Raw genomic sequence first — 14,682 nt, 5'->3', positions numbered from 1 at the left:
CCCGCTCAAATTTCCGCGATCACGTCGATTTCAACCAAAATGCCGTTCAATTGACTGCCTACGGTGGTACGTACGGGATAGGGCTGCTCAAAGTATTGCATATACACTTTGTTGAACTCGTCAAAATACTTGAGATCACTCAGGTGCACAGTGGCCTTCACCACATCCTTTAAAGAAGCGCCCGCCTCTTGCAGAATTGTCTGGATGTTTTTCAGCACCTGGTGTGTCTGGCCTGCAATATCCGTCGCTTCGACCCGCCCAGTCTGTGGATTGATAGGCCCCTGCCCAGCGACGTAAATGCGATTTCCAACACGCAGACCTTGCGAATACGGTCCTGCCGGCTGCGGAGCCTTGTCGGTGCAAATTTGCTCTTTCATCCTTTCATCTCTCCTTCTGCAAATCGATGTTTCCGACGTGGTGTTCTCCGTCAGTTCGTCATGCGATGTTCGCCAGTGATTCGTTTGACCCGGCGGACGCGGTCATTTCGAACCTCCGCACCAATCCACGATAGTACGTGCGTAGACCTCGACGAGCGTCATGAAGTCCTCGATGTTCACATACTCATCGGGCGCGTGCGCATTCCCTCCGGTCGGACCCAGGATCACGGCCGGCGTTTTGGAGTACAGGTTGAACATGAACGAGTCGCAGGCGAAGACTGCCCCGTGAACGGGTAACCCTCCCGTTCTCGACGCCTGTCCAACGCGTTGGAGGGTGTCGAGGATCGGGTGGTCCAGAGGCACCCCGGTGCCTGGCAAGAATCGGATCTTCTTTTCCACCACCGGTGGTATCTGCGAAAGGAGTTCATCTTCTTCCACGTATCTTTGATAGAAACCCGTGAATTCCTCATAGATCTGTTGTTCGGTGGTGCCCGGAAAACACTGAATCCAAACGTCAAACGAGCAGGTGCTCGGGACACGGTCCGCCAACTCCATCTGGACATCGCCTGCCCGCAGGGTCTGAACCAACGTGACCAGTTCCGGGTTCCAGGCGAACATGGGCGGGACATTGGCGCGTTGGTTTCTCCAGTGATGGTACTGGCGCACAATTTCCAGGAAGCGTGCGGCGGCAAAGACCGGGTTCACGACGTTTTCCCCACTGAACGAGCGTCCCGGGTTCCCCTTGAACGTGACACGGTAATAGACGCCGCCTTGATTCACTGGGCAAATCGCAAGGTTCGACGGTTCAGGTACGATGGCCGCGTCCGCTTCATATCCGCGCAAGCGACACGCCAGCGTCGCGTTTGCGCCACCGAACTCCTCATCGACCACCGTTTCAATCAGAAGGTCACCCCTCAATTTGTACCCGAGTTCTCTCACACACCGGGCAGCCATCATGGCAGCCACCATGCCGCCTTTCATGTCGAAGATGCCCAGGCCGTATTGCTTGTCGCCGATAACTTCTCCGCCAAACGGATCGTGCGTCCATGCATCGACACCCCTCGGCACTGTGTCCATATGGCCCGAGAAGATTAGCGACCGGCCATGCCCCGTGCCCTTCCAGACCCCGACAACGTTCGGGCGGTTCTCATACACCCTGCCGTCGTTGAGGAAGGCGGGATGATCCAGCAAGCCCGGAACATCCGTGGGAAGGAACATATCCGTCGCAAACCCTATATCGCGCAATAACCGGTCGACCTCTTGTTGCACCCGCAGTTCGTTTCCCCGCGGGTACAAGTTCTCGCTGGGTATGGAAACCAATCTGCGATTGGTGGACAGAATCAGATCCCGGTGCTCCCGGATCCAATCGCGTATATCGTCTGACAAAGTCATCTACCTCCTCCCTTATTCCTGGCAGATCTGGCCTCCGTCCACAACGAATTCTGCGCCAGTGATGAACGAGGCCTCGTCGGAAGCCAGGAAGGCGAACACATTGGCGACCTCCTCGGGCTTTCCATAACGCCCCAGAGGAATCTTGCTGGCGTATTGTGCAAGCGTCTCGCTGGACATCCCTCCTTCCCCGGCCAAGTCTGTGAGAATGAACCCCGGGCACACGGAATTGACCCGAATGTTGTACGGTGCCAGCTCGATGGCCATCGTCTTGGACAGGAGAATGACGCCGGCTTTGGATGCGTTGTAGTGTGCCAACTCAGCTTCCCCCAAAATCCCGTTGGTGGAAGCCATGTTGACAATGCTGCCGGAACGCTGCTGCATCATCACACGGGCGACTGCTTGCGACACTAAGAAAGGCCCCTTCAGATTGACGGCCATGGTGCGGTCCCAATTCTCTGGCTTCGTGTCCAAAAATTTCTCAAAAATGGCGATCCCGGCATTGTTGACGAGGATGTCGATGCGGTCGAACAGCGCCTGTGCGTGATCCACCAGTTTTTGAACCTGTTCCTCGTCAGTCACGTCCACCACAAGGCCGTGCACCTCTCCGAACGCTCGCAGAACCGTAACCGACTTCGTCAGCCTGTCCTCCACCACGTCGCAGATCAGTACACGTGCCCCCTCGTCCAGAAACTTTTTCGCGATGGCACGCCCAATGCCCCGGCCCGCCCCGGTGACAATCGCCGACTTTCCAGCTAGTCGCATCCCTCATTCTCCTCCCAAATTTCTGTCGGCTAAGGAAGGTTAGTAATCGTTTCTTACTTTTATGGCAGCATGTTCAAGTCACTTGTAGTAGATGAATCTCTCACCGACAGCAAACATATGAAACTTCAAATCGCGATGATGTGTGAACAGGTAATCGACGAAATACGCCGGATTCTCTCGGTTGGACTTGAATAAGTCATAGTGCATGGGCACGACCATGTCCGCCTGGATGGTGTACGCAAACTCCACCGCTTCGCGGTAATTCATGTTGCCGATCACTTCGTTTTCGTCTCTAATCCAGTCTCTTCCATTGCTGTTGATCAACGCAACATCTATGCCAAACTCCCTGAGCGTATCCGCCAGTTCGCGGAAATAGATGGTATCTCCGCTGTGATAGACCGTCACCCCATTAACCCGAATGACGTAACCAAGATAGAAGTGATTGCCATGTTCGTCCACTTCGTCCTGCTGGTGTCGCTCCGCGATCGGCCAAACCGTGAACTCACCCAGTTCCAGAGGTTCCATGTGTTTTGCCCCCACCACTCTCGATGGGAAGATTTCGCTTTCTGTCAACAGATGCGTGTGAGACGCAGGAACCACAAACCTTGCGCCGGGAGACGCGTTCGACAGCGGCTTCAACGTCGCCACATCCAAGTGATCCTGGTGAAAGTGTGTACATAGGACAAAGTTAACCCCCGAAACGCGGATGGTTCCACGGGAGGTGGAAAATCCCGGACAAACAACCCCTTGGGCCCCATGTTCTCCTGCTCAATGGAATCGGTCAGGTAAGGGTCGACAACCAGGACCTGATTTCGCCCTTTCAGGATGTACCCTTCCTGCCCGATATTCCACATGGCGATCGCGTTGTCTGGAACCACGGTTCTTTCTATCTCCAACAGCAGAGCCTCTCCAGAACGATAGGTGTTGATCATCCACCGCACACTCCCCTGTGGTCAGCCATGGTCCGCACTTACCGAACTCTCCCTCGTGCACTGACCCTCCAAACGGCCTCAATTCGATGATTCCTCACCGCGACAACCTCGTCATGCATGTTCATCGTTCCGCAGATATGATTCGGTATCACGGAAACTTGCTCTCCGATTTCCGGCACCGAGCTGCACGCGCTGAAATCTACATGTCCATGCTCCTCGGACAACGAGTAGATTTTCGCTTCAGGATACTCCGGAATATATCCGTATCCATTCCCTGATTTCATATAGCCGAAGTCGCTGGACAGCGTCTTAGAACCGGCGTCGATGATGGCAATTGTATCCGTAGGGCGGTTGACCACAGTGGTGACCACTCTCGCGGCACACTCCTCCAAGGTCACGAGACCAGTTTGAACGGACGACCAGTCAAAGAACACGTACGTGCCCGCGCGTAATTCCGTCAGCCCCCTCACCGTATGCGCAATCCTCGGTCCAGCACTGCTTCCCCCGCTGATGCCAGGTATCTTCACACCTGCCCGCTCAAACACGGTTTGAGCAGTTTCAAACCAAGGTCCGCTGGCCTCCGTAAGCGGAAACGTGGCCAACCCTAGGAATTCAAGGTTGGGATAGTAAGCGATCATCTTGGCCAAAGCGAGCGCGGCTTCCGGTGTCGCGACACCTGTGCGGTGGTAACCAGTGTCACAATCAACATAAATACCCAACCGGCAGTCGGCCTGTTCCGCCGCCTCACCCATTCCCCGGAGAACCGTTTCATGGTCAATCGCCACACTAATATGGGCCCGCCGCGCCAACCGCATCAAACGGTCCAGCTTACTCTGGCCGATGATGTTGTAATAAATCAACACGTCCCGGATGCCCGCGGCGACCATCTCCTCGGCCTCGCCGATCTTCTGGCACGTGATGCCAAGCGCGCCGGCCCGCACTTGCATATGGGCGATCTCCGGAATCTTGTGTGTCTTGATGTGCGGCCGAAACGCTAGCCCGTGCTGGTCGCAGTAGCTCTGCATAGTTCGAATGTTGCGCTCCATCACATCGAGATCGATCACGACACAGGGCGTATCCAGCTCATACCGTGGCAACGCAATCCCCCCTGGGGTACCAAAATGATGGGTAAGAGTATGCAAGGGAAAACCCTTGCATACTCTTACAACAGATCAGTTGCCTTCCACCGCAGCCTGTGCCTGATCGAGCGCCTGTTTCGGGCTTTCCTGATTCGACAGCACCGCTTCGCCAGCCTGTTGGATCGCCACAATGGCCTTGGATACCTTCGGATCCGAGTTCGGATAGAACTGCGCCGTCGGTAAAAGGTCGATGAACGGCGCCTGGTCCGGATCGGATTTCTTGATGTCATCCCCTGCGCTCTTGGTCACAGGCAGCATGCCCTCGTTCTTCAGGAACTGCTCATAATTATTGTTCTGATAGAAGAACTGGACGAACTTCGATACGGCGTCCGGGTGTTTGGAGGACTTGAAACTCAGTAGGTAGTCCGCGACACCCAAGGTGACAGGAGCCACGCCGTCGTTGACCGGGATCGGCGCCACTCCGTAATGCAGGTTCGGCGCCTGCTGCTTGATCAACGTGATGAAGAAGTTCGCCGTGATCATCATACCAACCTGGCCCTGTTCAAAAACCTTTTGCATCTCGTCGCGGTTGATGGCGGTCGGCTGCGGATTGGTCACCTTGTCCTTGAACGTCAGGTCATGCATGAATTGCAGAGCCTCCACATTTTTGGGATCGTTGAGATCCCACTTGCCATCCTTCTTCCAACCACCGCCGTTGCCAAACGCGAAGTAAGAGAAATCGGCTTGGCCCTCCAAGTTGGTGTAGGGGATTCCGAAACCAGGAATGCCCGTTTTCTGTTTGATTTTCATTGCATCGTTACGTAATTCGGACCACGTCTTCGGGGGTTCGGTGATACCGGCTTTCGCGAACAGATCCTTGTTGTAGTAAAGAGCGCGAACGGACGCGATGAGCGGCAGCCCGTAGAGCGTGTTGTTCATTTCGCCGGACTGGACGAACGACGGATACATGGAATCAATCAGGCTCTGTGGCACGACCTTGTCCCATGGATTCAACAACCCGTCCGCCGCAAAGCTTGCATACTGGTTGTAATTCAAGAGGTCAGGGGTCTGGTGCGTGCTGACCATCGTGTTGACCTTCTGTGGCAGCGCGTCCCAGCCCACCACCTGCAGATCGACCTTGATGTTGGGATTTTGGGCTTCGAATTTCTTGATCAAATCCTGCCAATATGGTTCCGTGTTGTTGCTGTATTCCGCGGCCACAAACGTGATGGTGACGGGATTGTTGTTGTCTCCCGAACTGCTAGTTCCGACGTTTTCCTGTCCACACGCAACCAGGCTGGTTCCGAGCACCACCGTGCTAGCTGCCAGGGCCAACTTGCTCTTCGTGGGCTTCACATTTGCCACCTCCTCGTCAATGTTACAAATCTCACCATACCACGACGCAGACACGGAGCCTTCACAACTCTTGCCGAGAACCACCACCCTTCGTGGTCTGCACAGTCAACTCTTAACCCCTCCCGCCGTTAAGCCACTGATGAGATATTTCTCGATGGCGAGGAAGAGGATGACCACCGGCACTGTGGCGATGATGGAGACCGCAAACAGATATTGCCACTGGGTGTAGTACTGGCCCATGAACGCATAGATCCCAACTGTCAACGGTTTCGCGGATTCACTCGAGATGACAGTAAGCGCGACGGCAAATTCATTCCAAGCGGCAATGAACACGAACACGACGGTCGTAACAATTCCCGGTAACGCCAATGGCAGCACGATTCTCAACAACGCCTTCCATCTGGAACAGCCGTCAATCCAGGCGGCTTGTTCGAGATCGTACGGCAGGCTGGAGAAGTACCCACTCAGCAACCAGACCGTGAATGCCTGATTGAACGCAGCATTAATGAGGACCAGGGACCACACGTTGTTCATCAGCCCCATCCAGAGCACCTCGCGGTACAAACCCACCACCAACACCACAGGAGAAAACATTTGCGTGATGAGCAGGAGATACATATAGAATCTCTTGCCGCGGAACTTGAGCCTTGACAACACATAGGCGGCTGGTATGCCACAAATCAAGGCAATTACGGTTGCACCGGTCGCCAGCCAGATCGTGTTGAGTAGGTACTGCAATACAGGAGCCTTGGTCCAGACGTCCACGTAATTCTGAAAATACCACGGATGCGGCAATAACGTGGGCGGAATGGAGTAGACGGTCTGCTCAGACTTCAGGGAAGTCAGGATCATGACCAAATACGGAAACAACAGGATGAGCATCAACAGATACGCGATGACGAGGATTGCCGGTCTTGTACGTGCGGGCGATGAACGTGCGGATCTCATTTAATCACTCCTCAACACCATGTACCCATAGATAATCGAGAAGACCAACAGTAGTACGAAACTAATGACGGAGGCGGCCGCCGCTTCCCCCAAGTTATTGACCTGGAAAGCCAAGGAGTATAGATAGGTGATGAGCGTTTGTGTCGCGTTGGCGGGCCCCCCCTGGGTTACCGTCCAAATTATAGGAAAGGAATTGAAAACATAAATGGTGTTCAGGACAGTGCTCACGATGAGCGAATGACGCAGCGAAGGCAGTGTGATGTGCCGAAACTTTTCCCACGGCCTCGCTCCATCCACGCTAGCGGCTTCATACAATTCACTCGGAATGGTCTGCAACCCAGCCAGTAAGACGAACGTAGTGAATGGAATGGTGACAAATATCCCAATCCAGATCATCGCCGGGAACGACGTATGGTACGTTGCCAGCCAGTAGATGTTGTGATCAATGATACTTAAGTCCTTCAATATAAGGTTTAATGTTCCGTAATTGTAGTCGAAAATCCATTTCCAGATAGAAGCCGTAATTAACAGAGAAGCAGCCCATGGAACGATCAACGCAGCGCGCACGAATTTACGACCTGGAAAATCAATGTTAAGAAGGACGGCTACTCCCAGTGAGATGATCGTACTCAACCCCACGATCGACACAGTCCATACAATGGTGTTGGAGATTGTATGCGCGAAGTTACGTTCTTGGATCAGGTGAACGTAGTTGGACAATCCGGCGAATCCGTGACTGATGCCCGCCAAATCCATTTTTGAAAACGACGTGACAAATAACTGATAGACCGGGTACAGCGTGAACAGCAGAATCAGCAGAAAACTAGGAAGTAACCAAATGTAGGGAGCTAAACCTTTTCGATACTTGTACCAACCTAGTTTTCTCGACGCGACGGTTCCTGCGGACACCCCTTGATTTTGAGCCAATGTAGACATCATGTCGCCCCCATTTCCAAACAGAACAACATAACATGAATATTCAATTGATTAGTAATACCTCTCGTCGACGGCGATAAGCAACGAAGTAACTGAAGCTTGTTAGTAATGATACTTTACGAACTCGTTAGGTTCTATATACCACATTCACAATCAGTATTCAACACAGAATTGCTATACAATATAGCCAATTACGATCCTTAATCCTCAATCCTCTCGTGACTTTCATACGTGGTTGTCCAAGAAAGAGTAGCAGAGGGAGATTTTTTCGAGGTATCACACGTTGTTCAACGTACGGTAAACCCACCATCAATCACAAAGACCGTGCCCTTAATGAAGCTGGCGTCCTCCGAAGCGAGAAAAGCGACGGCTGCCGCGATTTCCTCCGGCTTCCCGAACCGGCCCATTGGTTGTCGTTAATCCATGGCTTTCTGAGCCTCAGCGGGATCTGGATAGTTTGCGGTGATTCGCTCAATCCAGGGGGATCTGGACCATACCTGGGCATACCGTGATGGCCCAAATACCTTTGTCCACATAATCTAGGCCATGGACTTCGTCAAAGCAGACACGCCGCGTTAGACGTAATGTACGCCCCCCTGTCCGTCACTAGGGCGAGTGCGGCGGCCGAACTCATGTTAATGATGACGCCGCCATCCGCGCGCACCATGTTGGATAGGACTGCCCGGCACATCAGAAAGCATACAGCTAAGTTGACGGCTAACCTGCGATGCCAGTCCGGAGTGGGATTCGCACAGGCCCCCAACACCCCAACACCCCAACACCAGCATTATTCAAAAGGACGTCAATACGAACATTTGCGTTGTCCAGTCTCTCGAACAACTCCCCGACTTGCTCCGCCTGGCTTACGTCCTCAGGCCAACTTCGGGAAAGGAGTTCCTTGGCGCGAACGGACGCGGCAACGTGTGTGCAGCCATCTCATTTGCGTCGCAGCACAGAACGTGAGCGCCTCCTTCGGTCAACCACACTGCAATCGCCTTTCCGATTCCAAATCAGCCCCTGTGACAAGCGCCGTCCTTTCCTCATAACCGCACGGGTTTTCACTCCTTTGTATTTCTCATTTGAGTTCATGTCCGCGTCCAGAATGGATTCCGCTCCGGCTTCGTCATCCCATCCACTGGAAATCCTGCAGATGGTCCACCTCTCCGGTCAGCAGCGCGATCCCGCCGCGCCTGGCGACCTCCTGCTCGGAAGGCGTCAGATACTCCACTGGCGACTTTCCATCGACCCGGGCGAGCATCAACGCCCCGGTGGTCCTCATGACCATTGGACGGTACTCGGGCTCGGGCAACACCTGAACCTCCCGGAAATAAGTGTCATAAAACACCTGGGCCGCCTGATGGCAAGCTTGACCGTTTACGCCGAAGTGAATCGCTTTGAGGAGCAGATGGCTCAGCAGAAACCCGACGTCAAAGGCGGGGTGCCCTGCGTGAGCGACCTCCCAGTCCAACACGCACGGCTGTCCCTGGCGCAACAAGACGTTCTTGGGGCTGAAATCCCCGTGGACCAAGACCTCGGATCGCGACATGAGCCCGTCGATCACGAAGTCCAACGCCTCTGTCCACGCCGCATAACGAGGCCGGATGAAAACGAAGTAAGGCGATACCCGCAGCTGGTAAAACAACGCCTTACTCTCGAAAGGCGCAAGCCACGCCGGATTCTTGTAAGAGCTCCGATGCAGCGCCCCCAGAAAGCGGCCAAGCTGCTCCGGAACGAAGAAGTCCATCCGCCCGGCGAGCAATTCTGCCTTCCAGGTTGGACCGTCCACGTACTCCATGGCGAATAGCGATGCATCGCGGTCCTCGAGCACGAGCTCCGGGACGAAATCCGGCGCCAACGCCGAAACGCGCCGCAGGCACTCCGCCTCCACCTGATTCCGCTCCGTTCCCGCGTACCAATCTTCCTTTACGCGCAACTTGGCCAGGGCGCGCTTGAGCACCAAGGACCGCCCGTTGCGCACCAAGACGACCTCACTGGATACCCCGCCGGTCAACGGGACGAGGGTCGCCCGAGTACCCGGTGCCATCACACCCTTTCGAATCAGGTAAGACGTGACTTCGGCGCCGTTCCTTAAGTCCATGGAAGCTCACCCCACCGCGCGGCAGAACCGGATGTCCATCGGATGACCGGATGCACACCGCTCACCCATCTTGTTCCACCTTCTCGCCGAACCACGGCTCACCCGGCTTCGCGTAGCGGCGCGCGGTCTCTTCGTCCAATTCCACCCCTAATCCCGGTCGATCGGGGAGCCGAATGTACCCGTCGACAATGAGGTCTTCACGTTTCCGGCCCACCAGTTCTCCCCAGAACGGAACGTCAGCCGCGTGAAACTCCAGTGCGAGAAAGTTGGGGATAGCGGCCGCCACATGGCAGGAGGCGAATGTTCCGATGGGGCTCGAGATGTTGTGCGGGATGACGTTGATATAGTAGGTGTCTGCCATCTCCGCAATCCGTTTGGATTCCAGCAGCCCCCCTGCCTTCTGGAAATCCGGTGCCACCAGGCTGACGGCATGGGTTTCGAAGAGCTCTCGGAAACCATGCCGCAAGTAACGGTTTTCCCCGGTGCTGACAGGCACGCGCACGGAACGGGTCATCAGGCGTTGGGCTTCCACATTCTCCGGCGGGACCGGATCCTCGAGAAAGGCGATGTGGTACGGTTCCAGGGCGTGGGCCAAACGGATCGCATCGGCGACGTTGTACCGCCAGTGGCAGTCGTAGCCCACATCCACGGCAGGACCGACGGCTTCCCGCACCGCCTCCACCAGGTTCACCATGAATTGAATTTCGGCCGCATTCAACGCACCATTGAGGCTGTCATGCGTATAGGGATTGGGTACATCGAGATCGAACTTAATGGCCGTAAATCCCATCTCCACTGCCTGTTTCGCTCTTTCGGCGTACATCTGCGGCGTGAACACTTCGTCCGTCTTTGGCCGGCCGTATGCGCGGCCATGGATGGGGTGATTGTCTTCCGCTGTCTGCGAATGTCCTCGCCGCGTGCTCCACGCCGGATTCACCGGCAACTGCACGCTGGACATCGCCTCCAAGCCCTCGCCTGCGTGGCAGTCCATGTAGATCCGAATGCGATCGCGATACTTGCCTCCCAGCAATTGATAGATCGGCACGCCCAACAGTTTGCCGGTCAAGTCCCACAGGGCGGCCTCGATCCCGCTGATGGCGTGCCACACGGTCCCGCCCGTGGCGCCCGCGTGCGAAACGGCCCAGCGCATCTTGTTCCACAATCGGTCCACATCCCGCGGGTCCTCACCCAGCAACAGCGGTGTCATATCTCGTATCGTCGCTGTCAGGCCGGGGGCAAAAAAGCACTCCCCGGTTCCATACTCATGATCCGTATACACGCGGACGAACGTCCACTCGTAGTTCCCTTGCACGACCGCCGTATCCACCCGAGTAATTTTGGCCATCTCTCCACACCTGCCCTGCAATCTCGCAAATCGTTCAGACTTCTCGCGACGGAATCGGATCGACGATATCCCGCAGAAAGGCCCGCCATGACTCGTCCAGAGCGAGATGCTCTGTGAGGTGCCGCACCAAATCGTCCTCGTGGCGGGTTTGGATCGCCTCGAGAATCGGCTCATGCCGTTCCGCGAGGGTGATCATCTCGTCGAAGTACTTGACGGAAACGTGGGAAATAAAGCGCCGAATCTGGCCGTCCATCGTGGTCCACACGCGCAGGAATACCTTCCTGTCCGCAAGTGCAATCAGCAGGCGATGAAACTCCACGTCCTGCGTCACTAACTCTGTCAAGTCGCCGCGTCGCGCGGCGATCCGCATATTTTCGTATGCGGTCCGCAGAGCCGCAACATCGCTGTCTCTCGCGCGCCGCAACAAGACTTTGGCCGACGCGATCTCGATGAACCGGCGCATTTCGAACAACTGCTCGATCTCGCCGAACGACATGTGCGACACAAACGTGCCCGTGTGCGGGATGGTTTCGACCAACCCCTCGTGATCCAGACGTTGCAGCGCTTCTCGTACGGGCGCCTGGCTTGTCCCGAATGTCTCCGCCACGCGCAACTCCACGATCCGGTCCCCCGGTCGTAGCTGTCCGGTGATGATTTGAAGCCGCAGCGCCTTGAAGATCCGGTCGCTCAACACTTCCCGTTTGGACCGATAAAGAGTCATACTCCCCATCCAGGACTGCCCTCCCCCGGATTGACATTATCGATCATAAATCGATAATATCGAATTGTCAATCAATACGGACTCTCCTGGAAGGGAGTGTGTGTCGTGGAAGCGGCGCGTGGCACTTTCGATGCTGGGGTTATCGCAAATGCCATCGAACATTTGGTTGACAAGTACAGTACTCGAGGCGCGCGGGTAGGCTGGCTGATGATCGCGTCGATTTTCGTAGAATCCTGGGACCTGTACTCCATCTCGTTTGTCCTGATTTTCATCCAGCAGGCGTTTCACCCGTCCGCATGGATGCTCGGCTTGGCGGCTGCAGCAACCCAAGGCGGGGCCGTCATCGGATCGCTCGCTGGCGGTTGGCTGACGGATCGGGTCGGACGGCGGGCCGTGTTTCTCGGAACCATGATCACCTTCTTCGTGTTCGGTACCGCTCAGGGGTTTGTCACAAGCATGACCCAACTGGTGATCATCCGATTCATTCTTGGAATTCCTTTGGGCACGGATATCGCCAACGGTTACACGTACATTATGGAGTACATGCAGCGTGGCAAACGCGAGGTCATGGGGAACCGGTGGCAGTTCATGTTCGCAGTGGGCGAAGTGGTCGCCATCGCCGTCGTCCTGTTATTCCTCGGCCTTGGCCTTCCGCAGAATACCATCTGGCGCGTCATGTTGGGCCTCTCCGGACTCCCGGCATTGGTTCTCTTCATCTTGCGCTTGAACCTCCCGGAGACCGTCATCTGGTTGATTCATCGAGGTCAATTCCGCGAGGCGAAAAGGATCGCCCAGGACATGTACGGAGACCCGCTGGACATGTTACCCGATGAGAACTTCGACGTACCTCGTCCAAGGTTGAGCGCTTTCTTGTCAGAAATCCGCCGTGATCCTGTGCGTTGGCGTGCGACCCTGTACGGGTGGATCGCATGTTTCGCCCAAGGCAGCGAGTTTTCCACGTTCGCGTTTTACCTTCCCGTGTTGTTCGTTCTCCTCCACGTGTCCGGCGTCTTCCAGACAGATCTCATCAGCCTGTTCCTCTACCTCATTGCCGTCATCTCCGGCTGGGTTGGACCTCTCATCGTGCCCCGAATCGGCCAGAGAAAACTGGCCATCTACGGCTTTTCCATCGTATTCGTGTCTCTGATTGTGGCCGCCATCGCCATCTACACCAACACGCTCGTGCTCCTGCCGTTCGTGGCCGCGGCCATGCTGTGGGGACACTACTGGGATGCGGAAAACGTCATGACGATCCCGTCGATGGTCGCCCCCTCCCAGTACCGCGGCACTGCCACCGGTTTCGCGTACGTGTTCGTCAAACTGCCATCGTTCCTCAGCATTTTCTTGTTCCCTTCATTCTTTAACGCCATCGGCAAAGGAAACGCCACCCTGTTTACCGCCCTGTTCCCGCTCATCGGATTGCTCGCGGCCATCTTCATCTTGCCAGAGGTGTACGGATACAAGGGTAAAGAGAATGCGTCCGTTTGAAGGGAGCGAGCTTGACATCATGAGAATCCGGGCAATTGAGACCATTCAACTGCCGGAACACCCGCACCACCTGTTCGTCCAAATTCACACAGATGAAGGTGTGAGCGGGCTCGGAGAGACCTTTCCGCGCCCGTCATCCTCGGCCGCCGTCATTCACGACGTGTTTGCCGGCATGTTGCTTGGCAAAAATCCACTGGAGATCGAACGCCATTGGCGTGACATGTTTCAGGCGATTCATTATCACGGTTTTGCAGGTACTGAAATTCGTGCACTCAGCGCGATCGACATGGCCCTCTGGGACATCCTCGGCAAAGCGTCCAACCTGCCCGTGTACAGGCTGCTCGGCGGAAAGTGCCGGGATGAAATTCCCGTCTACAACACATGTGTCAGCCACGGCCCCTATCGGGACCACGAGTGGTTCACCACCCGTCCGGAAGAGTTGGCCTTGAGCCTCCTGGCAGATGGCATTCACGGCATGAAGATCTGGCCATTCGACGAACTTTCCGTGAAAACCGGCGGGCAGTCAATTTCCAAAGAAGATCTGGCTTGGGGCGTGCAACTGGTGGAGCGGATTCGAAAGGCCGTCGGAGATCAGATGGAGATCGCCATCGAAGGGCACTGTTGCTGGAACCTGCCGGCCGCCATTAAAATCGCGCACGCGCTGGAACCCTATGATGTGATGTGGTATGAGGACTTGATGCCACCCGATCCCATCGGTTCGTTGAAACAACTGCGTGACGCGACCACCACGCCGATCTGTGCCAGCGAACGCCTGTTCACCAGATTTCAGTTCTTGCCGCTCCTCGAACAACACGCCGTCGACATCGTCATGCCGGACATCGCATGGGTCGGTGGTATCTCAGAGATGAAGAAGATCGCCACCCTCGCGAGTTCGTATCATCTGCCCATCGCGCCCCACAACTGTGGCGGACCCGTGATCAACTTGGCGAACGCGCACATCTGCGCAAACGTACCGAACCTCTTCATCTGCGAATCCGTGCGAGCCTTCTACAATACCTACTTCCAGGATATCGTGACACATCCTATTCAGATGAAGAATGGATGCATGCAGGTCCCAGAATCACCAGGGCTGGGTGCCGAACTGTTGCCCGAGCTGCTCAAACGCGATGACCTCATCCGAAAGGTCACCACCGAGGCGGTGAACACGCACTGGACCAGCGGGGACCCATGGAAGGATGATTTAGGCGACCGCTTCTGAGGCGTGTCCTCCCATGTCACGCACATGAT

At 55.6% G+C, this 14,682-nt stretch carries 16 protein-coding genes; 2 read left to right on the top strand and 14 right to left on the bottom strand.

Annotated features, from left to right (window positions below):
* Positions 1-5: 5 nt before the first annotated feature.
* The 14 genes from N687_RS0117740 to N687_RS22515 form a co-directional block, all read right to left on the bottom strand.
* A complete protein-coding gene (locus N687_RS0117740; protein WP_029423138.1) occupies positions 6-377 on the bottom strand; it encodes a RidA family protein in 372 nt (123 codons plus the stop codon).
* A gap of 102 nt (positions 378-479) precedes the next feature.
* Positions 480-1,769, bottom strand: a complete 1,290-nt coding sequence (locus tag N687_RS0117735; RefSeq protein WP_029423137.1) for a M20/M25/M40 family metallo-hydrolase — start codon at positions 1,767-1,769, stop codon at positions 480-482.
* Between the two features lie 12 nt (positions 1,770-1,781).
* Complete coding sequence (locus tag N687_RS0117730; RefSeq protein WP_029423136.1) at positions 1,782-2,531, bottom strand: SDR family NAD(P)-dependent oxidoreductase; 750 nt, start codon at positions 2,529-2,531, stop codon at positions 1,782-1,784.
* A 78-nt stretch (positions 2,532-2,609) separates the two neighbouring features.
* Positions 2,610-3,179: an MBL fold metallo-hydrolase gene (locus tag N687_RS22525; protein ID WP_231493526.1), complete on the bottom strand. Its 570-nt coding sequence runs from the start codon at positions 3,177-3,179 to the stop codon at positions 2,610-2,612.
* The gene (locus N687_RS22520) at positions 3,167-3,463 is read right to left on the bottom strand and encodes a hypothetical protein (protein ID WP_051663420.1); all 297 of its coding nucleotides are present in this window, start codon (positions 3,461-3,463) and stop codon (positions 3,167-3,169) included. Before N687_RS22520 ends, N687_RS22525 begins: the two co-directional genes overlap by 13 nt.
* Before the next feature lie 38 nt (positions 3,464-3,501).
* Positions 3,502-4,560: an alanine racemase gene (locus N687_RS0117720; protein ID WP_156040207.1), complete on the bottom strand. Its 1,059-nt coding sequence runs from the start codon at positions 4,558-4,560 to the stop codon at positions 3,502-3,504.
* A 75-nt stretch (positions 4,561-4,635) separates the two neighbouring features.
* The gene (locus N687_RS0117715; protein ID WP_197029321.1) at positions 4,636-5,985 is read right to left on the bottom strand and encodes an extracellular solute-binding protein; all 1,350 of its coding nucleotides are present in this window, start codon (positions 5,983-5,985) and stop codon (positions 4,636-4,638) included.
* 18 nt (positions 5,986-6,003) lie between these two features.
* A complete protein-coding gene (locus N687_RS0117710) occupies positions 6,004-6,846 on the bottom strand; it encodes a carbohydrate ABC transporter permease (RefSeq protein WP_029423133.1) in 843 nt (280 codons plus the stop codon).
* On the bottom strand, positions 6,847-7,782 hold the full coding sequence (locus N687_RS0117705) for a carbohydrate ABC transporter permease (protein ID WP_081841536.1): 936 nt from the start codon (positions 7,780-7,782) through the stop codon (positions 6,847-6,849). It abuts the gene before it with no gap.
* Positions 7,783-8,069: 287 nt separating this feature from the next.
* A complete protein-coding gene (locus tag N687_RS23455; protein ID WP_081841535.1) occupies positions 8,070-8,189 on the bottom strand; it encodes an SDR family oxidoreductase in 120 nt (39 codons plus the stop codon).
* Positions 8,190-8,338: 149 nt separating this feature from the next.
* On the bottom strand, positions 8,339-8,548 hold the full coding sequence (locus N687_RS25605; RefSeq protein ID WP_081841534.1) for an SDR family NAD(P)-dependent oxidoreductase: 210 nt from the start codon (positions 8,546-8,548) through the stop codon (positions 8,339-8,341).
* A 357-nt stretch (positions 8,549-8,905) separates the two neighbouring features.
* A complete protein-coding gene (locus N687_RS0117695; RefSeq protein WP_051663418.1) occupies positions 8,906-9,880 on the bottom strand; it encodes a phosphotransferase family protein in 975 nt (324 codons plus the stop codon).
* 61 nt (positions 9,881-9,941) lie between these two features.
* Positions 9,942-11,225, bottom strand: coding sequence for a mandelate racemase/muconate lactonizing enzyme family protein (locus N687_RS0117690; protein WP_051663417.1), 1,284 nt, complete (start codon positions 11,223-11,225; stop codon positions 9,942-9,944).
* Between the two features lie 34 nt (positions 11,226-11,259).
* Entirely contained in the window at positions 11,260-11,955 is a 696-nt protein-coding gene (locus N687_RS22515; RefSeq protein WP_051663416.1) for a GntR family transcriptional regulator, read from the bottom strand.
* 96 nt (positions 11,956-12,051) lie between these two features.
* On the opposite strand from N687_RS22515, the gene N687_RS0117680 reads away from it, so the two are divergent.
* Both N687_RS0117680 and N687_RS0117675 read left to right on the top strand, forming a co-directional pair.
* Positions 12,052-13,434 (top strand): MFS transporter, encoded by a 1,383-nt coding sequence (locus tag N687_RS0117680; RefSeq protein WP_051663415.1) that lies wholly within the window; start codon positions 12,052-12,054, stop codon positions 13,432-13,434.
* Positions 13,421-14,653 (top strand): mandelate racemase/muconate lactonizing enzyme family protein, encoded by a 1,233-nt coding sequence (locus N687_RS0117675; protein WP_051663414.1) that lies wholly within the window; start codon positions 13,421-13,423, stop codon positions 14,651-14,653. Before N687_RS0117680 ends, N687_RS0117675 begins: the two co-directional genes overlap by 14 nt.
* Positions 14,654-14,682 lie beyond the last annotated feature (29 nt).

Origin of the sequence: Alicyclobacillus macrosporangiidus CPP55 (genome assembly GCF_000702485.1) — a bacterium.
GTDB lineage: Bacteria > Bacillota > Bacilli > Alicyclobacillales > Alicyclobacillaceae > Alicyclobacillus_H > Alicyclobacillus_H macrosporangiidus_B.
Note: the sequence above shows the minus strand (reverse complement) of the source record. Positions and strands in the feature narration are given on the sequence as shown.

Bases quoted from the DNA above. Each gene is read 5' to 3' on its own strand.
- N687_RS23455 (WP_081841535.1), bottom strand. From the start codon at position 8,189: ATGGGCCGGTTCGGGAAGCCGGAGGAAATCGCGGCAGCCGTCGCTTTT.
- N687_RS0117710 (WP_029423133.1), bottom strand. From the start codon at position 6,846: ATGAGATCCGCACGTTCATCGCCCGCACGTACAAGACCGGCAATCCTC.
- N687_RS0117675 (WP_051663414.1), top strand. From the start codon at position 13,421: ATGCGTCCGTTTGAAGGGAGCGAGCTTGACATCATGAGAATCCGGGCA.
- N687_RS0117740 (WP_029423138.1), bottom strand. From the start codon at position 377: ATGAAAGAGCAAATTTGCACCGACAAGGCTCCGCAGCCGGCAGGACCG.
- N687_RS0117690 (WP_051663417.1), bottom strand. From the start codon at position 11,225: ATGGCCAAAATTACTCGGGTGGATACGGCGGTCGTGCAAGGGAACTAC.
- N687_RS22515 (WP_051663416.1), bottom strand. From the start codon at position 11,955: ATGGGGAGTATGACTCTTTATCGGTCCAAACGGGAAGTGTTGAGCGAC.
- N687_RS0117705 (WP_081841536.1), bottom strand. From the start codon at position 7,782: ATGTCTACATTGGCTCAAAATCAAGGGGTGTCCGCAGGAACCGTCGCG.
- N687_RS22520 (WP_051663420.1), bottom strand. From the start codon at position 3,463: ATGATCAACACCTATCGTTCTGGAGAGGCTCTGCTGTTGGAGATAGAA.
- N687_RS0117695 (WP_051663418.1), bottom strand. From the start codon at position 9,880: ATGGACTTAAGGAACGGCGCCGAAGTCACGTCTTACCTGATTCGAAAG.
- N687_RS0117730 (WP_029423136.1), bottom strand. From the start codon at position 2,531: ATGCGACTAGCTGGAAAGTCGGCGATTGTCACCGGGGCGGGCCGGGGC.
- N687_RS0117735 (WP_029423137.1), bottom strand. From the start codon at position 1,769: ATGACTTTGTCAGACGATATACGCGATTGGATCCGGGAGCACCGGGAT.